Genomic DNA, 26,035 nt, shown 5'->3' on the forward strand with positions numbered 1-26,035 from the left:
ATCTAATCTGGAATCATAGCTTTTAAGTCACTTAAGGTGTTGGCATCCTCAATCTTTTTATCCTGTCTCCAGCGTAGTATTCTAGGGAATCTTGTTGCCAACCCACTTTTGTGGCGTTTGGATTCCGCTATGCCTTCAAAGGCAATTTCAAAAACATGCTCATATTCTACACTTCTTACGGGACCAAAACGCTCAATGGTGTTTTTCTTAATCCATGCATCTACTTTTTTAAACTCTTTATCTGTCAGTCCCGAATAGGCTTTTGCAAAAGTGATCAATTCAGATTTATCGTCATTCCATAATGCAAAAGTATAATCTGTAAATAAATTGCTTCGCCGTCCATGGCCTCTCATGGCATACGTTAATACCGCGTCAATACTAAATGGATCTGACTTCCATTTCCACCAATCTCCTTTCTTTCTCCCAACCCCATAGGTAGAATTTGCACGTTTTATCATCAGTCCTTCAGATTTAATATCTCTAGCTTTTTCACGCTCTTTAGCCATATCTTCCCAAGATGTAAAACGCATAGTCTCCGACAGGTGAAAGGGCAGAATGTCTTTGCGATGTTTCCTAAAGAGATCCTCCAAGACCTCCCGTCTTTTTTCAAAAGGTGTGGAACGAATATCCTCCCCTTTGTATTCCAAAATATCATAGGCTTTTAAAATGACGGGGAGTTTTTTCAGTAGTGCCTTGCTTACATTTTTACGCCCTATTCTAGTTTGTAAATCTTTAAAGTCACCAATACTATCGTTAGGATAGGGCAAAATTTCCCCGTCCAACACCGTTCCATCTGGAAGAACTTCAGTGAATATCTCAAATTCTGGATATTTATCGGTGACTAATTCTTCACCACGGCTCCAGACAAAGAGCTGTCCTTTCCTTACGATAAGTTGAGCTCGTATACCATCCCATTTATGTTCCGCTAGCCAATCTTTAGGCTGCCCAAGTTCAGAGGCCTCCTCTGCGATCGCATAGGCTAAATAAAAAGGATAAGGTTTGGAGAGGTAATCGGCTTCATTTTTTTCGAGAATTAATTCAGAATAGGATATTTTATTTGGATCCCAGTTCCCCATAAGTTTAAAGGCCAAAATATCTTCATCTATACCTGTTGCTTTAGATAGTGCTCTGGTCATTAATTTCTGACTAACGCCAATTCTGAATCCTCCTGTCATTAATTTTGTAAACACAAACCGTTCATAATAATCGAGTTGGCTCCAGTTTTTGATGAGGTATTCTTTTTTTTCTTCTTCTGATTTTGGTTTCAGTTGAAGAATTTCTTGTAAAAATTGAGTGAGGCTCTTTTCAGTAGTTTTAGTTTTATTAGGAACAACAAGAGCTATGGTTTCTGCCAAATCTCCGACTATATGATAGGATTCTTCAAAAAGCCATAAGGGAATTTCTGCTAATTGTGAAGCATAACCTCTTATTAGTGTGCTATTAACTGGTCTTGGAGGTCTTCGATGTGAAAGGATAGCAATGGTCCAAACTTTGTCTGGGTTGGAAGCTTTTATGAAATAGTTGGATAAAGCCTCAACCTTTTGGTTGGTTTTGTTGGTGCTATCGATGGTTTTTACCAAGTGAGCAAAATCCTTCATGACGACCTATTCTTTTAGCTTTTCTTTAGAAGAAAGATTAAGAACTTTGGTAATATAGGGATCGTTCTCATGGGCGATTTTTTCAGCAAGATCGATGTCAAATAGCTGTTTTGCTATTGTTGCTTTTAGGTATTTTTCTAAAATAAGACTTGTACTTCCAAAGTTGTAATTCATATTAAAATCACCTAGGTATCTCGTGAATTTATCCACAACCTCTTCCGTAATTAATGTTCTTTCTAAAAAATCATCTTTGGACAAGGAATTATAAAATTTCCTTTTTTCATCCAGTAAGTCGAATATAAATCTATCCATAACTCCGCCTTCATACATAAATTGAATGTCTTGTACGGCTTGAGAAGCATCTCTTGGTACAAATACGTCGGGTATAATACCACCTCCTCCATAAACGATTTTACCTTCTGGAGTTTTATATTTTAGGGCATCATCTACATTGATGCTATCTTTGCTTAAAAGCTCACCATTGGTGTAGCGCTCCATATAATCTGAATAATACGCATCGCTATTTCCATTTTCATAAGGCCGTTGGATAGACCGACCTGTTGGCGTATAATATCTAGCCACCGTTAACCTTACAGCACTTCCATCCCCTAGATTCATTTCTCTTTGAACAAGACCTTTCCCGAAAGATCGACGCCCAATAATTGTTCCTCTATCATTATCTTGTATTGCTCCAGCGACTATTTCACTTGCAGAAGCAGATTTCTCGTCGATGAGCACGTAAAGCTTCTTATCTTCATAGTCTCCAAGATTGGTGGAATACGTCTCGTTAATGTCTCCATTTTTGTTTTTGGTAAATAACAAGAGTTTCCCGTCTGCAATAAATTCATCTAAAATTGTAGTGGCCTGTTTTAAAAATCCTCCTCCGTTATTTCTCAAATCAAGCACAACACTATTGAGTTGTGGTGTGGCAAACTCTCTCATCTTTAGTTTAAACTCTTCATAAGTGGATTCAGCGAATCGGTTTATCTTGATATAGCCCAAGGTATCATTAACCATATATCCGGTGTCGACACTTATTAAGGGAACCACATTCCTATTAATTTCAAAATCCAATAAGTTGTTTTCTCCAAAGCGTTTCACTTTCAAGTTTACTTTAGAATTAGCTGGCCCTTTCAAGATTTTAGTCAGAGAATCATTGGTCATACTGTTCCCAAAAAGAGGTATAGCATCTGCATATAGAATACGGTCTCCAGCCTCCAACCCGGCTTGTTCTCCAGGACCCTTAGAGAGGGTACGAATCACAGCAATAGTGTCTTTAATGTTGTAAAAGCTTATACCAATGCCTACAAAATCACCACGCATATTATCTTGTACAAAGTCATATTCTTTATTGGATATATACACAGAATGTGGGTCTAGATTATCCAAAATTGAATTTACAGTGACATCTACAATGCTATCCGTATTCACGTCATCTACATATTCCTTGTCTATATAGTTGATGAGCCTATTGAGTTTTTGACGTTTGGAAGAGGAATTGGCTAAAGAGCTATCTTGAAAATCTAAAAGATTACCCAATAAAATCCCTGTTGCGAAGACAACCGCAAAGAGTAAAGGCAGTAAAATTTTCATCCATCTCTTCATTCTTCTAAATTTTCAATATGTTGGAGATCTACTCCAGCTTTTTCTAAAAAATCCAACCCAGCATCATCTTTATAGCGATGTTGGTAAACCACACGTATAATTCCTGCTTGATGAATTAACTTACTGCATTCCTTACAAGGGGATAAATTGATGTAAAGCGTAGCATTTTTTGAAGATTGTGTGGAAGCCGCAACTTTTAAGATCGCATTAGCCTCAGCATGGAGTACATACCACTTCGTTAAGCCTTCTTTATCTTCACAAGCATTATTAAAGCCGCTGGGAGTCCCATTAAACCCATCCGAAATAATCATTCTATCTTTCACGATAATAGCTCCAACTTGCTTGCGCTGGCAGTGCGATAACTTACCCCACTCTCTCGCCATTCTCAGATAGGCTTTGTCAAATTTTAATTGCTTTTCTATGGTCATCTTCAAAATAAATTCGAATATAAAACTAATGCGCTTTTACAAGCGTTAAGAACCTGCCTAAATTTACTAAAACTCTAGTAAACCTGATTCTGTTTACATTTAAAATATCCAATTTTCAACAAGAGTGGGGATAGTCATTCCTAGCACAAACGAGGAGATTACTAAAATCCAATCTTTTTTTGAAAATCTAAAAATATTTTGCACAATAAAGCTGAAGAGTAACACTATAAAAACAACTATTATTTGAGCTAGCTCAATTCCTAAAGCAAACTCCACCAGCATAAGCAAAGGGTTGTTTCTTCCTTGGGCGAGCATATTAAAATAGGTCGAAAAGCCAAACCCATGCACTAGTCCAAAGAAAAAAGTTATAAAATACAGTAGATTAATTTTGCCTTTGGGTTTTCCTGACGTGAAAATGCTGTAAACTGCAGTAAAAATAATACTTACAGGAATCAGGAATTCAATAATTGAACTTTCGACTCGAATTAAACCGAAAGCAGAAACAGCTAAGGATACTAAATGCCCAATGGTAAATAAGGTGACTAGCCAAATTACTTTTTTGCTTTGCTGAAATGTAAACGAAGCCACTAAAGCCGTCAGAAAAAGAACATGATCATAAGCATTCCAATCTAAGACATGATCGAAACCAAGCTTGAGATATAACCAAAAATCTTCCATACGCTACCCTGTTTGTCTTAATTGACAAATTTAACTAAATATTGCTTTCAAAAAGAGGTTTACCCCTATAAACACAAAAATAGTTGGAGTATGATTTTACCAAAGCCTATTTTTGTTTTGTAAGGTGGAATTAGCTCAGTTGGCTAGAGCGCCACGCTAGCAGCGTAGAGATCATCGGTTCTCCCAAAGCATCGGGAGGATATTCTCCATCTTCCACTTATCAAAATATATTTTTCAACACATATTATGAAAATAAAATTGATACGAATTTTTTTCAATTATATTTGCACTTAATTGTAAAGAGGGGGATTAGCTCAGTTGGCTAGAGCGCCACGCTGGCAGCGTGGAGGCCATCGGTTCGAATCCGATATTCTCCACTCTTAAAATCCCTGAAGTCTTTATCTAAAGACTTCAGGGATTTTTTATTTACTGATTCGTACGATTTTTGTTTAGTTGTTTGTCCTAAGTAAAGAATTCTTTGCTTTGTATCCCTTTTTATTCAGTTGCTTTTTTTGTGTGAAAATCTGTTGTTTTTTATCATTTTCTTTCAGTTTGGGCGATACTCTGCTAAGGCTCTTTTTAGAACCATTTTTAATGTTTGTATTCTAGTTTTTCCTTTATAATTTTTTTGTAATCCTTGGGCGGCCCTCGGCTCTCAAAGGTGAAAAGTGTAATCAATGTTTCCTTTTTACAACTCGGACAACAGCGATGTAAGGACTTCTCTTGAGTGGCAAAGGTTATTATGTGTGCCACAAGTTTTTATCTTGCAATTGTAATAGCGGTAACTTCTCTTTTTTTCAACTGCTGCTCAAAAACCCATTATGCCTTTTTCGAGTAAAGCCTTTGGAAAGAATATGAAGTTGAATACGCCGTATAAACTCTTTAGTGGAGAGTGTTAGTGTGGTTTTTTTTTTAATAATCTTACAGCAATCATAAGTCGATGGACTACTGAGCAAATTTTGCATTTATTTTTACAACACCTCAACGAGGACATAACTTTAAGCTATCCGTTCTTAACGGTTAAATGCCTTTAAATGATTAAAAAAGTAGTTTTTTAAAGTCTGTTTTAACTAATTTAGGTGACCAAGGCATAATTAATTTATGACTAAAAATAACGAAAGCATCTAAAGTTCAGACTATGTATCGCAAAGCTTTAAAAGCACCAACGCTATGCCCAGGAGCACCCCATACACTTTACCCTATGGAACGGGGAACAAGCTTAAGACATATCCAGGATGCTCTAGATCATAATAGCTCCAAAGCGGCAGAAATTTATACTAGAGTTTTAGGGATGAATACAAGTTCTGTTGGATACTATATATGAAAGTGTTAGCTTAGATGAAAATAAAACAACGTCCTAAATAAATATATACCCTATACTAAAGATTTGAATAGGGTTTATACGGATGTTGTGTTTCATACCGAAAACCAGCCGCACAAACAGCACTTTTGGTTTTTTGCCAAAACATAATCCGACACTAAAAAACCAAAAGAGATTAATCTTCCCACAGCTCACAATAATTACGATTTTGATTTTCTTCTTGTCAAGTAAATAACTTGTCGTTTTTTAAATTGACCGATTTCTTCACTGAGTGTTTGATTTATGTTTTTAATCAAATCATATTGGAATTTAATTATTCCTAATAAATCGTGCTTTGCATTCAAATTTTATAGCTGTTTAATAGACAATCTCTTATAAATCGGCCTTTGTATTTCTTTTGCCTATAAATAACATTTTAAGTATTCAAAAAAAACTCTAAACATATATTATTATGCTTTTAAAGCACAACAAAAATATTTATAATATTTAAATAAATATTATAAAGCATAAAATAATGCGAAAAACATCTCAAATGAAGTCACTATATTTGAATCTTAATCAAATATTTTGTCATGGACAAAGAAGTTTACAACCGAATTAAGGCAGTTTTAGCTGAACAAGGAAAAACCAATAATTGGCTTGCTGATCAATTGGAAATGAATCGTACCACAGTTTCCAAATGGTGCAGAAATGAAATGCAGCCAAGAGTTGAGACTTTATTTCAAATTGCTAAAGTGTTAGATTTAAATGTTAGAATACTTTTAGTAGCAACAAGGGAATAAGTTTTTGAATGAGTAAAGAATTAAAAATACCAAGTACTTGGCTTCTAGTACCATTTTCAGATTTATTCCTTGATCCAAAGAATAATATCGTTGGTGGTCCTTTTGGATCTAATCTGAAGTCTAGCGAATATAGGACAGAGGGTATTCCTATTTTTAGAATACAGAATATAAGTCGAAACAAGTTTATTGACAAAAACATCAATTTCGTCACAGAAGAAAAAGCTGAGTTTCTTTCAAAACACAGTTTTAAAAGCGGCGACATAATTATTACAAAACTTGGTGACCCCTTAGGCAAGGCTTGTTTTGTTCCAAAAAAGTATGAGACAGGAATTATAGTTGCCGATTTAATTAGAGTAAGAGTTGATAACCAAAATATCAATCCCAAATTTCTAGTCTATCAACTTAATTCTCCCTTCTTTATTAAACAATTCGATAGATTCACTAAAGGTACGACAAGGCCTAGAATTAAATTAAGTGTTGTACGTGACCTTACTTTCAACCTACCTCCTCTTATTGAGCAAAATAATATAGTTAATGCTATCGAAGAATTGTTTAGTGATTTGGATAATGGTTTAAAGAACCTAGAAGTTGCTAAAAAACAGATAAATATATATCGTCATTCCTTGTTACATAATGCCCTCAAAGGTAATCTTACAAAAAAATGGAGAAAAATCAATAATCCTGAATCTGCTGAAAAGTTACTCGGCCAAATTAAATTTAGTCGTAAAGAACAATATAAACAGCAACTTCAAGAATGGAATCATGCTACAGAAACTTGGAAAAAAAACGATAAAAAAGGAGATAAACCAAAAAAACCAAAGCTACCGATTTCAGCCAAAAATATCGAATCAAATGAAACTTTAGATTTTACATCGATACCTGAAAGTTGGAGCTATTGCAGAATTAAAGAAATAGCAAAATTGGTTTCTGGATATGCATTTAAAGCAAACCAATTTACACAAGATGGTTATTATAAAGTTATAAGAATGGGGAATTTATATGACAATAAATTAGATCTAACTAGAAACCCCGTGTCTTTACCAAAGGATATACCAGATACAATAATTGAAGAATATTCTGCTAATGAAGAAGACATCCTATTAACATTAACTGGGACTAAATATAAACGGGATTATGGATATGCTGTAAAAGTCCCAACAGGTGAAAAAAATCTACTTGTAAACCAAAGAATTCTTTCTCTTAAGCCACTAATAAATAACTCCTTCATGCTATTTTTATTAAGGGGCAAATTATTTCGAGACCATTTTTTTTCACTTGAAACTGGTGGCTCAAATCAAGGAAATGTGAGTTCGGTTTCTGTTGGGAATATTGTCGCCCAGTTACCCTCAGAGATAGAACAAACAGAAATAATGAATATTCTAGAATCTCAATTTTCTACTATAAATATACTTGAGAAAATAATTGATGACAGTATTCAAAAATCAGAAGCCCTTCGTCAAAGCATATCAAAGAAGGCTTTTGAAGGCAAATTAGTGGATCAGAACTCAGGTAATGAATCTGCATCTGAACTTCTAAAACGAATTCAGAAAGAAAGAAAAAAATATCAGGAAGAGAAAAAAGCACAAAAGAAAAAAGTGCCTAAAAAAATGAGAAAGATGAGCAAGAAATTAAGTATCATAGATGTACTAAAGGCATCTGACAAACCCTTGTTGGCTAAAGATGTTTGGCAACAAAGTATACATAAAGGAGACATTGAAGAGTTCTACTTAGAATTAAAGAATGTTCAAGATAGTATCAAAGAGGTGAAAAAAGGAACAGAATCTTTATTATCACTAACGAAATGAGAGTTGATAAAGTACACATAAAATCCCAATTCAAAAACCTATTTGACTTCAAAATAAATATTGATGAGAAGTCATGGGAAACGGTTTTACTAGGACTTAATGCTACAGGGAAATCAAACTTTCTAGAAGCATTGGTCATCATATTCAGAGATCTAGACTTAATATATAATCATAATCGAAAAATCGAAAAACACCAGTTTGATTATTACATCAAGTATGAGTGCAGAGGAAACAATATAGAGGTTACTTTATTAGATGGAGAATATAAATTTGTGGTTAATGAAAAAGTAGAGACAACTTCTGTAACTAAGAATATTGAGCATTATTTACCTAAGCATGTGTTCATCTATTATTCTGGTATTAGTGATCGATTAACAGACCTGTATATACCACATCAAAAACTATATTATGAAGAAATAATAAAATCAGGTGCTAAAGTTGATAAATTTGATAAAATTCGGAGAATATTTTTAGCTCAAAACATTCATGCAAGTTTTGCTTTGATTGCTTTTTACATGTTCAAAGATCAGGAAGAAGAAACAATAAAATTTTTAAAAGATGAGTTAAAAATACTAGATTTTGGATCTGCTCTTTTTATGTTAAAGGAACCAGAATGGGCAAAATCGAGAAAAGATAAAAATGCAGAATTTTGGGGCGCTAAAGGTCTTGTTCGAGACTTTTTAAATGATGTCCTTAGGTTTTCATTTGCTCCCATTCAACATAAAGCACGACTAGATGTCTCTTATAAAAAAGCAGAAACACAAGATAGATTATATCTTTACTTAAGGGATAAACAAACGTTTTCAGATTTAATCGAGTTCAAATACAAGAATAAGATTGCGTTGTTCAATGCTCTCGAGAGTATTCATATTTCGGATATGCTTCATGATGTGAAAATCAAGGTCAAAAAAGAAGGTGTAGATGGAGAACTTGCAATGTCAGAGCTTAGTGAGGGAGAAAAGCAACTTCTCACGGTATTAGGATTATTAAAATTCACAAAAGATGAAGAGTCTTTAATTCTTTTGGATGAACCCGATACACATCTAAACCCAATGTGGAAATGGAAATATTTGGACTATCTGGATAAAGTGGTAAAACGAAAAGAAAATACTCAAATTATATTCTGCTCACACGATCCTTTAGTTATTGGAAATTTGAAAAAAAATCAGGTTCAGATCTTTAAAAAAAATACAGAAGGCAAGACAGAGGCTTTTAATCCATACATGAGTCCTAGAGAAATGAGCGTTTCAAAAATTCTAACAAGTGAACTTTTTGGGATTCCTTCATTAATGAGCAAAAAACTAGAAGATTTACTCAATCAAAAACGTTTCCTCCAAGCAAAGATTTCAAAAGGAGAACTTGATGAAGACGACAAAATAAAATTTGAAAGATTAAAAAAATACTTTGATAGAATTGGCTTTAATGATGACACAGCTGACAGTCGATACAATCAGTTTTTAAAGCTTACTAGTGAAAACAAAGCATATTTGGATAGGAAATACACCAAAGAAGAAGCTGAAGAACTTGATAGTATAGCTAAAGAAGTTCTTGATGAGATTCTAAAAGAAGAGAAAGGCGAATGAGGTACATAGACGTCCATAAAATAGAAGATGCAGTTCAACTGTTAGATTGGGATGCGACACGGCAGGCTCATTTTAATGCTATGGCTGGAATGTCAGTGACTGATCGGAAAATCTATATAACATCTCACCCAGATTGGAATCAATTACAATCTATTATGTTAGGTGTTTCTCATAACAAATGTTGGTATTCTGAAGCACCTATTGGGAATGGAGATTTAGAAGTTGATCATTTCAGACCAAAAAACAAATCAAAACAAAAACTGGATTTTACCGACCCTAAGAGCAAATCAACTGTTCACAAAATAAATGGCTATTGGTGGTTAGCTTACGATTGGGACAATTATCGATTGGCAGGTGCATTAACAAATAAACTTAGAAGAGATCGACTAGGTGATTGTGATGATGTAAAAGGAAAAGGAGACTATTTCCCATTGGACTTGACCACAGGCAGGGTTGCAAATGATGAAGAGAATATAATCTGTGAAGAACCTATTCTATTAGACCCAGTCAATCCTGTAGATGTTTGTCTACTTACTTTTGATAAAGGGATTCCAATACCAGCAACAAATAGTTTAGAAGAAATTGATAGAGTCAAACAATCTATTTTCTATTATCATCTTGATTTAGATCAATTAAATAAGGATCGAAAAATTGTTTGGGATGATTGTGTAGAACAATTAAAAGACGCTAAAGAATCCATCGATAATTCTATTACTCCAGCCGATAAAAAAGTAATGATGAAAAAATGTTTTAGAGAAATTAGAAAACTAGTCGACTCTGAACGAAAAGCATTTACAAGTACTGCAAAAGCTTGTCTAATGGTTTATTCCGAATTGAGTGGATTCCCTTGGTTAAAAGACCTAGTAAGAACACTTTAATGTTTTCTCATAACAACATAATTATAAAAACATAAGCTAATGGCAACAAATAACTTAGTAGCAAAAATATGGTCATACTGCGATACTTTAAGAGATGACGGGCTTGGATACGGTGATTATCTTGAACAATTAACCTATCTGCTGTTTCTTAAAATGGCAGATGAAAACAAGGATCAATACAACCTACCTCAAGGTTGTAATTGGCAATTAATCCTAACTAGCGACAAAATCATTGAAGACTATGAAATCCTTTTAAAAAACTTATCTACTTCAGGTGGAATGTTGAGTAAAATTTTTGCTGGTGCTCAAAATAAAATACATGATTCGGTTAAATTAAAACGCTTGATAACTCTAATTGATGGAGAAAACTGGACGAATCAAGATATTGACATTAAGGGAGAAATTTATGAATCACTATTACAGAAAAATGCAGAGAATAGTGGTGCAGGTCAATATTTCACCCCTAGATCGGTAATTTCTTCAATGGTGGAATGTATAAATCCTCGACCATTAGAAACAATAGCAGATCCCTCTTGTGGAACGGGAGGTTTCTTTTTAGGAGCTTTAAATCACATAAACAACAAATCACTAACTGAAGAAGAAACCAACTTTCTGAAATTTAAGACGTTTCACGGGTGGGAAATTGAAAAATCTACAGCTCGACTTTGTCTTATGAATTTGTTTCTTCATGGAATTGGAGATTTAAAAGAAACTCCTGACATACAAGTAACAGACAGTTTGAAACGTGGGGATGTTGGAGAAATAAGTGATGACAAAAAAGTATCTATAGTTTTAGCTAACCCTCCTTTTGGAGTCAGTAGCAGCGATATTCCTACAGTAAATGTAGAGCAATCTAAGAAAGAAGGTTACTTTCTTAGAAAGGACTTTTGGGTAAGTACTAGTAATAAACAATTGGCGTTTCTACAACATATTGCTGCAATGCTAAAAACCAATGGTCGTGCGGCAGTTGTTCTTCCAGACAATGTACTCTTTGAAGGTGGCGCAGGTGAAGTTATTAGGAAAAAATTGATGGAAGAAACAGAACTTCATACAATTCTGAGACTTCCTACAGGAATTTTTTATGCACAAGGAGTCAAAGCAAATGTTTTGTTCTTTGATAAACTTGAAGGTGATAAAACCCCAAAAACCAAAGATATCTGGTATTACGATTATCGAACTAATATCAACCACACTCCTAAAAAGAACCCTCTAAAATATGAGGATCTTAGCGCATTTATTCAATTGTACAGTTCTGAAGATCGCAGTAAAAGAAAAGAGTCTTGGTCTAAGGAAAGCCCAGAAGGACGTTGGAGAAAGTATTCTCATGAAGAAATATTATCTCGTGACAAGACTAGCTTAGACATTTTTTGGTTACGAAATGACAATATTCTCGATTTAGATAATTTACCTGATCCAGAAATATTGGCTCAAGAGATTATTGAAAATATCGAAGGAGCCTTGGAAAGTTTTAAAGTAGTTGCATTAAAATTAGAAGAATAAGCCAACGCTAAAGCCATACACATTGCCAAGTCGCTCAAAAGCCAACCGCACGAGCCAAAACTTATCAAAGAGTATGTCTTCTGCCAACGTTAGCAAGTTTGCGTAAAGAAAAGCCAGTGGGTAACAATGTATATAAAAAATAGGGCGATAAGAGCTAAATCAAAGGCTTGTGTTTATTTACAAAGACCGCCAAATTTTTAAATTTGGCTTTTAAAATAAAAAAGTAAAAACAAAATATAAAAATTCGGCTCTGTGTTTATCCGAAAATTAGCATCTTTTTACACGCTACGTTTTATACACAAACCGCTAGCAGTAATTAAAAAATCAATAATGATATGTAAACTTTGTAAGATAAGAGAAGCCAATAAAAAGAACACTCATTATTTAACTGATTCTATAATAAGAACTTGTTTAAATTTGGATGGCTCGAATACAAGAGAAGCAGGATTTTACTTTGACATATCTAATAATACACCATTTGTGGATTTCAACTTCCAACGTGGAACTTCAGTAGTTGAATTAGAAAAATCTTTAGGCCGACCTGCCAAAGATGAAGAAATTGAAAAGGCTAAACACGAAAAAATAACTAAAAAAACTGACATGAAAATTTACTTTGCACACCCATATTCTTCCTAGCAAAGAGGAACTAACAAAATACAAATGGACTCATTAGAAGGTATCTCCCTAAAGTTACAGACTTCAATAAAATCGATGAAAGATCACTCAGAATTATTCAAGAAAAACTCAATAATAGACCAAGGAAAATTATAGGATTTAAAACCCCTCAAGAAATGATGGATTCTGAACTAAAAAAGATAGCTTAGTATCAACTAAAAAAAAGCAACGTTTGTTGCGTTAGAACCTTGAATGCAGCCTATGAACATTGGATTAAAGATTTATCTGACTACCGCAATTTTATTTGTCGGAATTTTAGCTTTCGGACAATCTAAAGCTACTACAGAAACCGAAATCACCTCATTTCTTGACAGTTTAAACGAAGAAGATTTTTCGGGAACAATTTTGGTTGCTCATAATAATGAAATAATAGAAAAAAAAGCTTACGGACTTGCGAGCATTGAATTTAATGTAAAAAACGATACAGATACTAAATTCAATATTGCTTCAATTACAAAATTATTTACTGCTGTCGCAACTTTGCAACTTTATGAGCAAAGAAAGTTAAAATTAAATATCCCTATTGGAGAATATTTGCCTGATTACCGAAATAAACTCGTAAGAGATTCCGTAACGGTTCATCAATTGCTAACACATACGTCAGGTCTTAATAATTTTTATGTGGCAGATTTGGATAAGATAAAGAATTCAGATTACAAGAAAATTTCAGATTTTGTTCCACTTTTTGTTAATGATACACTTTTATCAAAACCCGGAACTAAATACGATTATAGTGCAACAGGAATGTTGGTTCTTGGTCTAATCATTGAAAAAGTAAGCGGTAGAAACTATTACGATTATTTAAGGGAAAATATATTCAAACCCGCTGAAATGCCTAACACAACTGAATTGGAAATCGATTCTATTGTAAATAATAAAGCAAGTGGATATACCTCAATGTTTGGAGAAAACAAAACTTTGAAAAAGAATGACTATTATTTAACAAAAGCATCACCAGGAGGATTTTATTATTCAACTGTAAGCGACTTATTTAACTTTTCAAAAGCTTTAAGAAACTATAAACTATTGAATAAAGAAACAACAGAATTAATGTTCGAACCAAAAGTGAAAGGCTATAATACACATATGGGCTATGGAATTGGTGTTGACAAAAGATATAATCAAACCATTCTTGGTCATAGTGGAGGTTGGTACGGAATACATTGTGAATTAATGGATTTTATGAACGACCATTATACTGTCATAATTTTATCCAATATAGACGATGGCGGAAATAATGGAGCTTCGAAATTAACAGATTTTTTTATGGAATTGATAGCTGACAAGAAATCAGAGAAATAAGGTTAAACATCAAGCGTGAAAAAAAACGTAGCACAACAAAGTACTGTGGTAAAAAACAAGTAAAAATGCATTAATTTTTCACTAGAGTACTTTTATATTCTTTATCATCTATCAACCCTGATTTTGAGATGGCAAAGGCTTGTTTTAAGAGGGTATTACAAACCGCCTTTAATGCTAGTTTCTTTGGCTACTATCCGCTCGTAAAGATCTCTACGAGCCTTGTTGCATTTACAAGCCTTAAAACTGCACATAAATAATAAATTTCTCAGTTTCTGATTCCCTATTTTACTTATTCGAGGTCGTCCTTTTACACGACTATCACTTTGCCTAATTACTGGGGTTAAAACAGCGTAACTGCATAGTTCTGCTGCACTTGTAAACCGATCAAAACCACCTGTTAAAACCACTAACATAATTGATGTTTTAGGTCTAATACCAAATTATATTTATAATGCCGTATGAATAAATTGAATTATTTTTTGATTGATTGATTGAAATCAAAAATAACTAGCATAGCCTTAGCTACGGTAATTATTTTTGATGAAGAGCAGGCAAAAAAGAAACGATTTATTGCGTCATTATAGGTCTAATTTGGTATAACACTTGGACTAGTTTTTAAACGAATTAATAGGTCTTGATGAAATTGAGAAGGATGAAGCTAAAATATTTACTGTTGGCAATGAACGCGTTACCATTTTTAAATACGATGGGGAGTTATCAGCAATTCATAAAGGCTTAATTATCAAGAAGCTTCTCGTTAAAAACGTAGGCCTTATAGTCAACCTTGTATAAAACACTATAAAATGCAGGAATGAAAAATAGAGTTATCACCGTTCCAAACAATAAACCGATCATAATTGAAACAGCCATACCTTCCCACATTTCTCCCCCCGTTAAGTATAAAGGTACCAAGCCTAATACTGTGGTAAATGTCGCTAGTAATATTGGCCTAAAACGTTGCAAACAAGCAGTTATTATAGAGTCTTCCTCTTTTCTCTTCAAAACGTTTTGTTCAATTTCCATTCTGTCAATTAATACAATCGCATTATTTATAATGATTCCCGCTAGGGCTATAACGCCTAGAAAAGGCATAAAACCGAAGGGTTCCTGAAAAACAAATAAACCAATAACAACCCCAATAATCGCTAAGGGAATGGTACAATACACCATAATCATTTTACGGAAAGAGTTAAATTGTATAATTAATAGTAACATGATGATAAAACCACAAAGAGGTAGATATTTAATCACTGCTCCCATATTTTCAGCAGTATTTTCTGCATCTCCACCAAATTCATACCTATAACCTTCGCTCCAATTTTTGGACTGCTCTTTTAACCACGGAGTAATTTCAGCAGTTATGGCAGAAGCATTCCCTCCTTCTCGTAACTCACTCGAAATAGTTATAGTACGATTGATATCCATCCGTAATATCTTTGCATATTGCCAAACCGGTTTAATGGAAGCTACTTGCAATAAAGGCACATTTTTGCCAGAACTTTGCGAGAATACATTCAATGTTTCGATAGATTCTAAGGTCTGCTGTTGGCTTTTATCACTTCGCATAACTATGGGGATCGATTTATCATCTTCTCTATATTCACCAGTTGTAAATCCATCTAAGACTGTTTGCAAGGAGGTCGCTATATCCTGACTAGAAACACCTGCCGTTTGCGCTCTATTTTGATCGATATCGATAATAAACTTTTTGGTTTTAGGACCCCAATCATCTTTCACATTCTTTGTACTTGAAATCGCAGTTAATTTTAATTTAACTTGTTCTGCAATTTCGGAAAGCTCGTCTGGGTCATGACCAGTAACTTTCACTTCAATTGGAGTACCTCCCCCGCCAGATACCAGCGCTCCAATTTTTATATCGGCATTTGGAAAACTATCAAAGCAAAACGCATCTAGCTTGTTAATCATGTCTTGATTCGCCGTAAAACTTGAGGTATTCACCAAAATATGGGCATAACTAGAGTTAGCTTCATCTGGTGTATAACCTTGATCATATGACTCAGGTCCTTCACCAATATAGGAGGACCAATCTTTAATACCCATTATTTGAGTTTCAGACACTTTTAAGGTTTCAGCTATAAAATCTTCAATTTCACCAACGACTTCTGTGGTTCGTTCAATTCTTGTTCCCAAAGGCAAATTAATATCCACTGTAATCATATTTCGATCACTATCTGGAAAAAATACAAAATCAATTTTTGTGAAACCAAAAATAGCCACTACAAACACCATGACGATAAGCAGCATTGTTTTGAGCTTGTGCTTCAATGCAATCAAGATAAAATCTTTGTAATACCCTTTCAACCATTCAATGGCCTTGTCTATAGCACTTAGTTTAGCATCTTTTGCTTTAGCCCTCATAAATATATAAGATAGCAGCGTAATTATGGTCAAGGAGATCAACCATGAGGATACTAGTGCGATAGATATCACTAGAAAAATAGGACCAACAATGTCTCCCATTGCAGATTCTGCCAAATAAAAAGATAAAAATGCAACTGCTGTGGTCAAGGTAGAAATTAGCAGTGGTGTAAATAACTCTGAGCAAGCTTGTATTGCAGCTTCTTTCCTATCAATCCCTTCTTCTAATTTTACGACGATGGTTTCAGCAACCACAATTCCATTATCAACCATCATTCCTAAAGCCATAATTAATGCAGCCAAGGACACTTGATTAATACCAATATTCATAAGCCCCATCACCATAAATGTGGTTACGATAACTATAGGAATTAAACTCGTTATAATTAATCCGGTTCGCATACCTAAAAAGAAAAGCATAACTACTAATACTATGACGACAGCCTGCATAAGATTCACCATAAAAGCACCTACCTTCTCATCTATATAGGTATCCATGGATGATAAAGTATGAAGTTCTAAACCTACTGGCAATATGGCTTCCCATTTCCGTTTTATAAGCTTTACTTCTTCACCTAAAGCAATAATATTTGCATCATCCTTTAGCGATATATGCAAACTTATGGCATCCATACCGTTAACACTTACTTTATTGGTTGCTGGAGAAATGTATCCTTTTTCAACGGTAGTTATGTCCTTTAAATAGACCAATTGACTCCCATCTCCAACTGGAATAAGCATGTTGCTTATATCTTCTAGCGAATCAAAATTTCCTGTAGGTTCTAGTATAATGCGCTCGTCCTCAACATTAATTTGCCCACCAGAACTTAATATATTTTGTGCCGAAATAATCCCACTTAATTTTTGAGCAGATAGCCCATACTCCTTAAGCCTAGAACCATCAAACTCTACAAAGACGCGCTCATCTTGTTCTCCTCCAACTTCAACCTTAGCAGCATTGTCTAATTTTATTAAATCATCTTTAATATCATCTACATATTCTTTCATTTCGGCATACGAAAAACCATCGCTTGTAACGCCTAAAACAATACCAAATACATCACCTATCCCATCATCGTCTAAGTTTGGTTTTACATTGGCCGGTAGGCCTGGTATAATATCCAACTTTCGACGTAATCTATCCCATACACTTTGCAGTTTATCAGGGTTTACCTTATCCTTAAGCGTCACCTTAATTATTGATATACCTGTTCTAGAGGTACTCGTCACTTCCTTTAGTTCCGGTATTTCTTGAACTACTTTCTCTATTTTATCGGTTACCAATTCCTCCACACGCTCTGGTCCTGCTCCTGGAAATTGAGATACTATGGTCGCAACCCTAATAGTAATGGGTGGCATACTGTCTCTTGGCAATGATTGGTAAAGAAAAACACCTAATATCATAACAGTCGCCAGAGCCATATAAGTGATTCTGTTTTTTTCTATAGAGAATTTTGTAAGATTCATGGGCTTTTAAGTTTTAGATCCTGAGACCGAAGTTTGGAGTCCGAAGCTCCAAAACTGAAGTTTTGTATGGTTTTAAATATGGTTAGTTGTCTTGTCAAAATTGTTTCTTTTACTTCTGTCTTGTATCTGTTGTTTCCCTTTTTACTCCTGTCTTCCGTCTTCCGCCTCCCATCTCAAGTCTTCCCTCTTCCCTCTCCCGTCTACCGTCTCCCATCTCAGGCCCTCTTTCACTGCATCTTCACCTCTTGCCCATCAAGAAGCGTCTGTAATCCTGCAACAGCAATTTTTTGACCAGCCGATAAGCCTTGTTTCACAGCAAAACCTTCAGATGTTAAATTACCAACCGTTATAAGCTGTTTCTTAACAATCGATTTACCAGTCGACTCTTCAATTAAAAACACAAAATTTCCCGTGGCATCTTCACCTACAGATTTTGCAGGAATGACCAATGTTTTATTTGCTGATGGCGTGCTACCAAATTCAAAAGTTACGTTAGCCGCCATTCCGGGTCTAATATCCTTGGACGGATTAATGATTTTTACGCTCACTGGATATGTTGAAGTATTTTGGTCGATAGATGGGGAAACTTCTGTTATTTGACCACTAAACGTTTTACCTTCAAGTGAAGACATCTTTATAGCTACCTTCATATCCTTCTCCACTTGATTGATCACCTTTTCTGGGATACCCAATTCGATTTTCATGTCAACACCAGCATTTAAAACAGCTATATTTTGACCTGCCGCAACGTTTTCCTCAATTTCAGCATTAACAGCTGCTATAACTCCATTCTCTGGGGCATATATAAAACCGTATTTCACTTGTTCTTGTTGAATAGCTACAGTACGCTTTGCAGATTCGTAAGTATCAACGGCAGTTCTAAACTGATTCTTCCCTGCTTCATAATCACTTAAAGATGTACTTCCTTTTTCGTAAAGTGAGCGTACACGATCTAGACTTAGTTTTGCCGTATTCATTTGTGATTTAGCACTGTTTAAGGAGGACAACGAGTTTTCGTAATTAAGACGGGATTGTACATTGTCTAGTTTTGCCAACAGTTGTCCGTTTTTTACAGTCTGACCGATTTTCAAATTAAACTCGGTAATAATACCATTATTTCTGAAGCTTAAATCTATAACCTTCGCTGTATTTGCTGTTCCACTAAAGGTGCGCGTAGACTCTCCTCCCAAAAAGCCGACTTCCTGATAAGAAACTGGGCGCACGGGTGGCTTCTCCTCTTCCTTTTTTTCACTACAAGACATAAAAAAAACAGTGACTAAAAGTAATCCGAATGCTCCTATTTTATTTTTCATTTTGAAATTTTTATGTGTTAATCTCTATTTTGGAAATACTCGTTAAATGCCTGCATAAAAGCTTGATTCTCTTCTGGTGTGTGCATTAAAAAATAATAACTTATAAAACGTTCTAATTGAATTGAACTCAATAGATAGTTATATACCGCGGTTATATTAGCCTGCTGCGCGAACAAATAATTATTTTGCGCATCAAGTAGCTGAACAATATTAACGGCACCATTGGAGTAGGAAACTTGTGTAAGTTCCAAACTCTCTTTGGCCGCGGTCTCAGATATTTCTGAAATTTCAATATTGGCAATCTGATTAATTAAGTCTAAAACCGCAGTATTAACATTTGCCTCTATACTTAAGGCTACGTTGTCTTTATTGATAATGAGTTGGTCCTGCTGTATGGTCGCTATTTGCTTATTAATGTTGGTTTGTGTTCTATTAAAAATTGGGATGGAAAGACTTGCAGCAACAAAGTATTGACCAGTAGGAACTCCCTCTACAACATGTTGGGACCCCTCACCACTTCTACTAAACTCATTATTATATTGTGCCTGTAAAGCTAATGTTGGTAAAAATCTACCTGGACCATTTAATTTTATGCTGCGCTTATTGGCGTTTAAACTATAATCTAACGATTTTATTTCTGGCGCATTTTCTTTCGCAATCTTCACCAAATAGTCAATGAAAGGCTTACGTGATTTTGGATCGTCTATCAGATCGCGTAATTGCTGATAGTTATAATTTTTTAAGATGCCTTCGCCTAATTCAGCTTCGTCAATGTCAATTTTATAATCTATTGGGTTATTCAGTAATTGATTCAATACAAAAAAGGTCTGTGCTAGTTGGTTAGAAGCCTCAACTAGGCTTTGCATATTTTGAGCTGCCTCACTTCTAAATCGCAAAACATCTGCTTTCCCAGATTGCCCAGCTTCATAATTTTGTTTTGCAATTTGTAAATTCTTCTTTGTAAGATTTAAATTCTGATTCTGAATTTGCAGATTTGCTTTTAAAATTAACGCATTGAAATAGACGTTTGACACTTCAAATATGGCATCTAATTGATCAGAATTGTATAATTCTTCTTGTGCTTTTAATAATTCTTTCTGAATGGTAATATTTGCATTTACTGCTTCAGAAAATAAAGTTTGGTTTAAAGCAATACCTCCAATGGTTGAAAACTCTGGAGCTTGTCCTAGCGATACTTCTGCAATATTTGGGTCCACATAAGTGCCACTCGCATTTGCTGTAACGCTCGGGTAATAATTACTTTTCGATGTTCTTACGTCCTGTTCACTTAGTTCAATTTCTTTCTGACTTGCCTGTAAACTTAAGTTCTCACCAACTACAGTTTTCATAACATCTAAAAGGTTGTACTTTTTTTCTGAAACCACATTTGCAAAATCCCCAACAAAATTGGTGTTAGCCACCAAACTAAACTTTATAGACAGACCAACTTTTTCAGCTGTATTTTTATTTAAGGTAAGTTTATCGTCAAACTCAAGAAATACTTGTGACTCTGAAAGATTTTGTCCGTTTACGTACGATTCTATAATAAGTGCTATGCGCCTAAAAAACTGCTCTAGATTATCTCCGGAATTGTTTGTCGCCATCATACCATTTTTCACATCACCAATTGTAGTGTTCGTAAACGATGGTATTTTTTTTTCGATGAGCTTAGCTGCTATTTTAGAAATATCATTGTCATTCAGAAAAAAACCACTCGCTAAATAAAAGGCATCAATATCGTTATTAATGGCATTTGATATATCGTCACTAGTTGTGTAAGGAATCATTTTAAATTCAACACCTAATTCTTGAGATACTTTATTAAACAAGTCTTTAAAAGGTAAGACATTTACTAAGCCTTCCTCCACGGCAATACCTACTGTAGTGAAACTTGATAGTTCTTGTAAAGTACTTAAATCTCTCTTATAAGATTGTGGCAGAATTATATATGTAAAATTTGAAATTACTGAAGTCTCTTTATCTCCATCTATAAAGTCAAAATCTTTATTAATTTCACCAAATAAAATAGTAGGTTTTTGGAACGTCTTTATTTTAGAAATAACTACGTTATTAGTAAGGCCAAAAGAAAGTATAATATCCGCATTACTATTTAATAGCATATTATAATTTGTCGCTGCTTTTTCTAAATTGAAATTATTAATTAACACGTTAGCTTCAGAAAAACTAATTGTTGCATCTTCTCCAACAACAGCCTTTATTTCGTTTCTCAACCTTGAAAGAAGCTCCGTAGATTCTTCTGTTTTCGTATCGAGAAGAAGACCAATATTATAGTTTTTTTTAGTTTGTGAAAAGGCCACGATGGTAACCATTAGTGACACTATTAAGAAGTACTTTTTCATTGATTGGTTAGTTTTTACAATTCTGAAAGTTATGTTATTGTAATAAATTTAATATTAAATCTGATAAATATAGAAAGATGTTTACTTTATTTCCAGTTTTAAAGAACAAGTTAATTGATCTGAAGTCAGATTAATTAATTTTTTTATTTTAATTGATATTAAATAATATTTGGCGCAAAAAAAGGTGTTGCCAGATACGAGGTTTAGTTCTTTAGTGTGCTAGATTCTTGGATAACTAGATAATTAGACCCCCCTTCGCTGAAGCTGCTGAGGTCATGTTGTTCGATTGCTGAATTGTTAGATAGGCAGGTTGGTAGTAATAGTGAAATGTTCATCTAAAATACGATTATACGATTCAACAAATCAACTTTTTCACTTGCAACTTGTAAACTTCAACTTGCAACTTTCTCTATTTTTCACCCAAAATTTAAATTTCATCTTAACACGGAAAATTTTGCTTTGAGCAGGCTAGAGCGCTGGCAAAACAATAAAAATAAAGGTTGCATTTAACTTTGGAAACAATTACGGCTCGTTGGGCTATATTCTTGGCTATTTAGCGTTGAGGGAATATCCAATGAACATTATTGGCTTAATACGATTTGAAACAAGGTTATTATAAAATGTAGGATCCAAATCCAATCATCCATAGAATCATCCGTTTAGATTTCTATACCCTTACTCTAATAAAAACTCCAATTTATCTTTTCTGAGATTCTATTTTACAAATTGTTTGTAGATAGGGTTTAAAGGTTATCTGCCATAGTATCTAAAGTATCTTTACTTCACTTGAGATATGTATTTAAAGACACCCGTATTTACCATTTGTATAAATGCTCTAACAATATGTTTTTACTTTTAAATACGTGCTAAAACACTCTTTCTAAATGATTTACCTATAGGTACTTTTAAATCTTTATTTAGTGTGATTAGATTACCATCAATCAATTTTATTTTATCAAAATTGATGATAAATGATTTGTGAATTTGAAGGAAGTTCGAAGGCAATTTTTCTGCGAAATCAGATAGTGTTTTCGGAGTTAAAATCATTTTATCAGTACCTATTTTAATATAATTTCCATATGCTTCAATATGAAAAATATCGTCAAAGTTAATTTTTTTTAATACTCTTCTTGTCGCTTTTTAAAAAATAGACGTTGCGGCTTCCGTTCGATCTACAAATATTGTTTTGGCTTGCTCAGTTGATTTTTGCTGCACTTTTAAAACAGCTTGTAAAAACCGCTCTAAAGAAAATGGTTTTAATAAGTAATCTATAACCGATAATTCAAAACCTTCCACTGCATATTCTGGATAAGCTGTTGTAATAATTACATTTGGTTTTTGCTGCATCGTTTTTAATAAACTTAAACCCGAAAGCTTTGGCATATTGATATCTAAGAATAGGATATCCACTTTTTTTTGTCGAAGAACTTCCATCACTTCAAATGCGTTTTTACAAGAAGCTATCAATTCTAAATTAGGAATTGATTCCATGTAAGTTTCTATTATTTGACGAGCTATAAGCTCATCATCCGCTATGACACATTGTAATAGTTTCATATTATAAATTAAGTGATAGTTCTACACTAAAAGTTTCAGGAGTGTCCTTAAAATTTAAGGAATGTTTTTCTGGGTATATTAATGACAATCGTTTTTTTACATTTTGTAAGCCAATACCATTTTACCTTTTTCTATCTCTTTTTTAGTAAGAACTATAGGATCAATGGAGTTTTTACATATAAATATAAGTTTGTCATTTATTTCTTTTATGGATACACAAACACTATTTTTTTTATCTTTTGTATTCCCTAAATGTTTAAAAGCATTTTCAACAAAAATGATGAACAACATTGGCGCAATTTTTTTGATGATAAGTTTCCTGTTTTAAAAAGCTTAATATCTGTTGTGTTTTCTAATCTAATTTGCTCTAACGACATATAATACCAATTTAAACCTATAATGTCGCAATAAATCATTTCTTTTTCGCTTGCTTTTCATCAAAATAATTACCGTAGCTAAGGCTATGCTAGTTATTTTTTTTTCAATCAATCAAAAAATAATTCAATTTATTTATACAACATTATAAATATGATTTGGTATACTAACAACTTTCACTTTTACTAAATCGAGTTCCCAGATTCATGAATACCCGAAAATTACAACGCATGAGTATGGCTCAAGTAATCCTGCAGTATAAATACGGAAAAGTCGCCACTCAAACTAGTACCGTATATTTTTAATTCGGCATCATACTGTTACTGTGGATGTAACCAAAATTTAGGTATTCACAAGTTGTGTGGCTATGGATTAGATTTAAATAAACCTATTGAAACAGTGGCCAAATCTGAGTTTGGAAATTTTCTAATTCCGTATTCTTCTGAGCTTAACCCAGCTTCTCGAATCACTTTTTCAAACTCATCAACTTCAAGGATATACTGGTCTGAATATCCATGTGTTAAATCATAAGCTGTCGCCGCTGTTTTGCCAATATTTTTTGCAATAAGCTCGGGGTTTACCGTGTGCAGCTCAATCAGCAATAAGCCAAATTTTTGAACATACGGAGTCCATTTTTTAATATGTTGTTTTAAAGATTCTGAAACTAAATTATTGTCTAATCTTTTGCCTTCAAAAGTATATGCACCGGAAGAAGAACTCACTCTTAAGTTTTTGTTTTCGGCAGGGGTTTTCCAAATTCTATTATGATCTAAAAAAGTACGTACGTTCAGTAAATTTTTTAAATCAATATCATATTTTTCCTGTAAATCTTGAGCCAAAAGATCAGGGTCTCCAATATCTCCCCAAATAATCTTTGCCCATATGTCTGCCTGAATTAAATTTGCTCTAGATGCTTTTAGGGCAGCTTCATTATAATCTACGCCAATTATTTTTAAGGGGTGTTCTTCTAAGACTGTACCTCGATAGGTTTGATTTTCGATAACTGTAAATAAATGCTTTAGAAAGGCGCCATTTCCACATCCTAAATCTAAAATTCCTTTAGGTTGTTCTTGAATTGGTTTATTGAAAAGATCAATAATAATTTCATCAACCACTTTAAAGTAGGCGGCATGTGCACCGCCGCTTCCCCAAACATTCATTTCTCTATCAACGTGTTTTTCTTCTTTTTCATTGACAGATTTTTTAAGCACTAATGGGTCTCCAAAGATAAGGTCGTCCAATTTTCTGAGTGTTGGAATATAAGAAACGGTCACGCCGTAAGCACTTGCTCTTTTCGCAAAAAACAATCCATATTCAGTAAATTCATAAGAGTCATTGATAATATTAAACCAACCAAAATCAGCTAAAATATCGAGCAATCGTTCAAAGTGGATGTGATTTTGGTGAAATTCTTCAGGTTTAAACCTAGTTTCCATAAAATACTTGTGAAACATTCCGCTAATTCCTAAATTAACAATGGTCGGCCCCACGATAATTCCTTCGATGTGTGTAAGAATCTGTTCTTGTATCGTTCGCTTTAATTTGTTCTCTGACAACTCAAGTCCAAAGTTTTTTTTATGTTTTTTATAAATACTTTCCAGCTTCAGAAAAGGAGCCACCATAAATTTTATAGGATGATAATTTTCAGACAGATGCAAAAGATCTAAAGCTTCTTCGTAGAGGAAAAAGTGATTAAAAGCAATTTCTGATGTATCATTTATTTCAAAAGTGATGTTATTTTTCTGATTATCCACATGTTGATTTAACCAGCCTTGTGAACACAAACCTCTTAAAGCAACGTTTAAATACCCTTCATTTGCATTGAATTTTGCAGCTAATGTTGTAAGGTCTTCCTTTTTATGCAATAATAGATACTCTATGATACCGTGTTTTTTTAAAGAAGAGGCCGTTGGAGTCATAACAATGCCATCAAGATGACGAAACAATTTACCGCGTAATAAAACTGACTTTTCTTTAGAAATCATAAAATTATTATTTATTTATAAAATATAACGCTAGCTTATAATTTTTTTGAATCATACTATTATTACCTGTTATAGCCCTAGGTTGATTTATTGCATTTTAAGTTCAATTATATGTATCAATATTTTAAAATCAACAATATAGTAAATTTTTCAGGAATTGTTTTGAAGGAAAATCGTAAATGTTTTATATATGAATCCATTTAAATTCAAGCCATACACCTTCCCACTTCACTCCTCGTATCGCTTCGTGAAAATCGTGTTTACTCGCACCACTTCTATTTGATAAAATAGGGGTTCGTGAACCCTAAAGAATGTCATTACGGTTTTAAATAATCATTTGAGAAGAAAAAGTAAAGGAAGATTAGGGTCCGCAAAATGCTTTTGCTGGATCGACACAGGAGATTCACAAATACCCAAAAATCATAACGCATAAGGAGAATAGAG

At 33.9% G+C, this 26,035-nt stretch carries 18 protein-coding genes, 1 tRNA gene and 3 pseudogenes; 9 read left to right on the forward strand and 13 right to left on the reverse strand.

Features of this window, described 5'->3' with window-relative positions; all coding sequences use genetic code 11:
- Nucleotides 1–2: 2 nt before the first annotated feature.
- The 4 genes from CXF67_RS10190 to CXF67_RS10205 all read right to left on the reverse strand — a co-directional run bounded on the left by CXF67_RS10190 (nt 3) and on the right by CXF67_RS10205 (nt 4,309).
- Nucleotides 3–1,598, reverse strand: a complete 1,596-nt coding sequence (locus CXF67_RS10190) for an ATP-dependent DNA ligase (RefSeq protein WP_102088646.1) — start codon at nt 1,596–1,598, stop codon at nt 3–5.
- 6 nt (nt 1,599–1,604) lie between these two features.
- The gene (locus CXF67_RS10195) at nt 1,605–3,203 is read right to left on the reverse strand and encodes a S41 family peptidase (RefSeq protein WP_102088647.1); all 1,599 of its coding nucleotides are present in this window, start codon (nt 3,201–3,203) and stop codon (nt 1,605–1,607) included.
- Nucleotides 3,200–3,631 (reverse strand): deoxycytidylate deaminase, encoded by a 432-nt coding sequence (locus tag CXF67_RS10200; protein WP_102088648.1) that lies wholly within the window; start codon nt 3,629–3,631, stop codon nt 3,200–3,202. Before CXF67_RS10200 ends, CXF67_RS10195 begins: the two co-directional genes overlap by 4 nt.
- Before the next feature lie 99 nt (nt 3,632–3,730).
- Entirely contained in the window at nt 3,731–4,309 is a 579-nt protein-coding gene (locus tag CXF67_RS10205; protein ID WP_102088649.1) for a HupE/UreJ family protein, read from the reverse strand.
- Between the two features lie 303 nt (nt 4,310–4,612).
- Here CXF67_RS10205 and CXF67_RS10210 point away from each other — a divergent pair.
- Nucleotides 4,613–4,686: transfer RNA gene (locus CXF67_RS10210), tRNA-Ala, on the forward strand.
- A 214-nt stretch (nt 4,687–4,900) separates the two neighbouring features.
- On the opposite strand, the pseudogene CXF67_RS19320 reads toward CXF67_RS10210, so the two are convergent.
- Nucleotides 4,901–5,220, reverse strand: a pseudogene (locus CXF67_RS19320) (transposase); the annotation flags it as partial.
- A gap of 227 nt (nt 5,221–5,447) precedes the next feature.
- Between CXF67_RS19320 and CXF67_RS10220 the strand changes: the two are divergent.
- The 8 genes and pseudogenes from CXF67_RS10220 to CXF67_RS10255 all read left to right on the forward strand — a co-directional run bounded on the left by CXF67_RS10220 (nt 5,448) and on the right by CXF67_RS10255 (nt 14,155).
- Nucleotides 5,448–5,633: a hypothetical protein gene (locus CXF67_RS10220; RefSeq protein WP_102088650.1), complete on the forward strand. Its 186-nt coding sequence runs from the start codon at nt 5,448–5,450 to the stop codon at nt 5,631–5,633.
- Nucleotides 5,634–6,202: 569 nt separating this feature from the next.
- A complete protein-coding gene (locus CXF67_RS10225) occupies nt 6,203–6,412 on the forward strand; it encodes a helix-turn-helix transcriptional regulator (RefSeq protein ID WP_102088651.1) in 210 nt (69 codons plus the stop codon).
- Between the two features lie 8 nt (nt 6,413–6,420).
- The gene (locus CXF67_RS10230) at nt 6,421–8,217 is read left to right on the forward strand and encodes a restriction endonuclease subunit S (protein ID WP_102088652.1); all 1,797 of its coding nucleotides are present in this window, start codon (nt 6,421–6,423) and stop codon (nt 8,215–8,217) included.
- Nucleotides 8,214–9,800, forward strand: a complete 1,587-nt coding sequence (locus CXF67_RS10235; RefSeq protein WP_102088653.1) for an AAA family ATPase — start codon at nt 8,214–8,216, stop codon at nt 9,798–9,800. The genes CXF67_RS10230 and CXF67_RS10235 overlap by 4 nt, the downstream gene beginning before the upstream one ends.
- Nucleotides 9,797–10,678 (forward strand): hypothetical protein, encoded by an 882-nt coding sequence (locus tag CXF67_RS10240; protein ID WP_102088654.1) that lies wholly within the window; start codon nt 9,797–9,799, stop codon nt 10,676–10,678. Before CXF67_RS10235 ends, CXF67_RS10240 begins: the two co-directional genes overlap by 4 nt.
- Nucleotides 10,679–10,717: 39 nt before the next feature.
- Complete coding sequence (locus CXF67_RS10245; protein WP_102088655.1) at nt 10,718–12,178, forward strand: class I SAM-dependent DNA methyltransferase; 1,461 nt, start codon at nt 10,718–10,720, stop codon at nt 12,176–12,178.
- A 549-nt stretch (nt 12,179–12,727) separates the two neighbouring features.
- A pseudogene (locus CXF67_RS19325) lies at nt 12,728–13,002 on the forward strand (IS30 family transposase); the annotation flags it as partial.
- A gap of 52 nt (nt 13,003–13,054) precedes the next feature.
- Nucleotides 13,055–14,155 carry a serine hydrolase domain-containing protein gene (locus CXF67_RS10255; RefSeq protein WP_102088666.1) on the forward strand — a complete coding sequence of 367 codons (1,101 nt, stop codon included), beginning with the start codon at nt 13,055–13,057 and terminating at the stop codon, nt 14,153–14,155.
- A 70-nt stretch (nt 14,156–14,225) separates the two neighbouring features.
- Here the strand turns inward: CXF67_RS10255 and CXF67_RS10260 are convergent.
- From CXF67_RS10260 to CXF67_RS10295, 8 genes and pseudogenes are all read right to left on the reverse strand, one after another.
- Nucleotides 14,226–14,592: pseudogene (locus CXF67_RS10260) on the reverse strand (transposase); the annotation flags it as partial.
- Between the two features lie 298 nt (nt 14,593–14,890).
- Nucleotides 14,891–18,001: an efflux RND transporter permease subunit gene (locus CXF67_RS10265; RefSeq protein ID WP_102088657.1), complete on the reverse strand. Its 3,111-nt coding sequence runs from the start codon at nt 17,999–18,001 to the stop codon at nt 14,891–14,893.
- 227 nt (nt 18,002–18,228) lie between these two features.
- Complete coding sequence (locus tag CXF67_RS10275) at nt 18,229–19,314, reverse strand: efflux RND transporter periplasmic adaptor subunit (protein WP_102088659.1); 1,086 nt, start codon at nt 19,312–19,314, stop codon at nt 18,229–18,231.
- Between the two features lie 17 nt (nt 19,315–19,331).
- Nucleotides 19,332–21,674 carry a TolC family protein gene (locus CXF67_RS10280; RefSeq protein WP_102088660.1) on the reverse strand — a complete coding sequence of 781 codons (2,343 nt, stop codon included), beginning with the start codon at nt 21,672–21,674 and terminating at the stop codon, nt 19,332–19,334.
- 855 nt (nt 21,675–22,529) lie between these two features.
- On the reverse strand, nt 22,530–22,787 hold the full coding sequence (locus CXF67_RS18810) for a LytR/AlgR family response regulator transcription factor (protein ID WP_257984658.1): 258 nt from the start codon (nt 22,785–22,787) through the stop codon (nt 22,530–22,532).
- Between the two features lie 27 nt (nt 22,788–22,814).
- Complete coding sequence (locus CXF67_RS18815) at nt 22,815–23,231, reverse strand: LytR/AlgR family response regulator transcription factor (RefSeq protein ID WP_257984657.1); 417 nt, start codon at nt 23,229–23,231, stop codon at nt 22,815–22,817.
- A gap of 96 nt (nt 23,232–23,327) precedes the next feature.
- Nucleotides 23,328–23,522, reverse strand: a complete 195-nt coding sequence (locus CXF67_RS10290) for a hypothetical protein (protein ID WP_102088661.1) — start codon at nt 23,520–23,522, stop codon at nt 23,328–23,330.
- A gap of 449 nt (nt 23,523–23,971) precedes the next feature.
- Entirely contained in the window at nt 23,972–25,591 is a 1,620-nt protein-coding gene (locus tag CXF67_RS10295; RefSeq protein WP_102088662.1) for a class I SAM-dependent methyltransferase, read from the reverse strand.
- Between the last annotated feature and the right edge of the window lie 444 nt (nt 25,592–26,035).

The organism is Psychroflexus sp. MES1-P1E (genome assembly GCF_002836055.1).
GTDB lineage: Bacteria > Bacteroidota > Bacteroidia > Flavobacteriales > Flavobacteriaceae > Psychroflexus.

Coding starts and splice junctions, on each gene's coding strand:
- CXF67_RS10225 (WP_102088651.1), top strand. CDS start 6,203: ATGGACAAAGAAGTTTACAACCGAATTAAGGCAGTTTTAGCTGAACAA.
- CXF67_RS10235 (WP_102088653.1), top strand. CDS start 8,214: ATGAGAGTTGATAAAGTACACATAAAATCCCAATTCAAAAACCTATTT.
- CXF67_RS10255 (WP_102088666.1), top strand. CDS start 13,055: ATGAACATTGGATTAAAGATTTATCTGACTACCGCAATTTTATTTGTC.
- CXF67_RS10275 (WP_102088659.1), bottom strand. CDS start 19,314: ATGAAAAATAAAATAGGAGCATTCGGATTACTTTTAGTCACTGTTTTT.
- CXF67_RS10295 (WP_102088662.1), bottom strand. CDS start 25,591: ATGATTTCTAAAGAAAAGTCAGTTTTATTACGCGGTAAATTGTTTCGT.
- CXF67_RS10290 (WP_102088661.1), bottom strand. CDS start 23,522: ATGTTGTTCATCATTTTTGTTGAAAATGCTTTTAAACATTTAGGGAAT.
- CXF67_RS10220 (WP_102088650.1), top strand. CDS start 5,448: ATGTATCGCAAAGCTTTAAAAGCACCAACGCTATGCCCAGGAGCACCC.
- CXF67_RS10265 (WP_102088657.1), bottom strand. CDS start 18,001: ATGAATCTTACAAAATTCTCTATAGAAAAAAACAGAATCACTTATATG.
- CXF67_RS10245 (WP_102088655.1), top strand. CDS start 10,718: ATGGCAACAAATAACTTAGTAGCAAAAATATGGTCATACTGCGATACT.
- CXF67_RS10190 (WP_102088646.1), bottom strand. CDS start 1,598: ATGAAGGATTTTGCTCACTTGGTAAAAACCATCGATAGCACCAACAAA.
- CXF67_RS10205 (WP_102088649.1), bottom strand. CDS start 4,309: ATGGAAGATTTTTGGTTATATCTCAAGCTTGGTTTCGATCATGTCTTA.
- CXF67_RS10240 (WP_102088654.1), top strand. CDS start 9,797: ATGAGGTACATAGACGTCCATAAAATAGAAGATGCAGTTCAACTGTTA.
- CXF67_RS10280 (WP_102088660.1), bottom strand. CDS start 21,674: ATGAAAAAGTACTTCTTAATAGTGTCACTAATGGTTACCATCGTGGCC.
- CXF67_RS18815 (WP_257984657.1), bottom strand. CDS start 23,231: ATGAAACTATTACAATGTGTCATAGCGGATGATGAGCTTATAGCTCGT.
- CXF67_RS10200 (WP_102088648.1), bottom strand. CDS start 3,631: ATGACCATAGAAAAGCAATTAAAATTTGACAAAGCCTATCTGAGAATG.
- CXF67_RS10195 (WP_102088647.1), bottom strand. CDS start 3,203: ATGAAGAGATGGATGAAAATTTTACTGCCTTTACTCTTTGCGGTTGTC.
- CXF67_RS10230 (WP_102088652.1), top strand. CDS start 6,421: ATGAGTAAAGAATTAAAAATACCAAGTACTTGGCTTCTAGTACCATTT.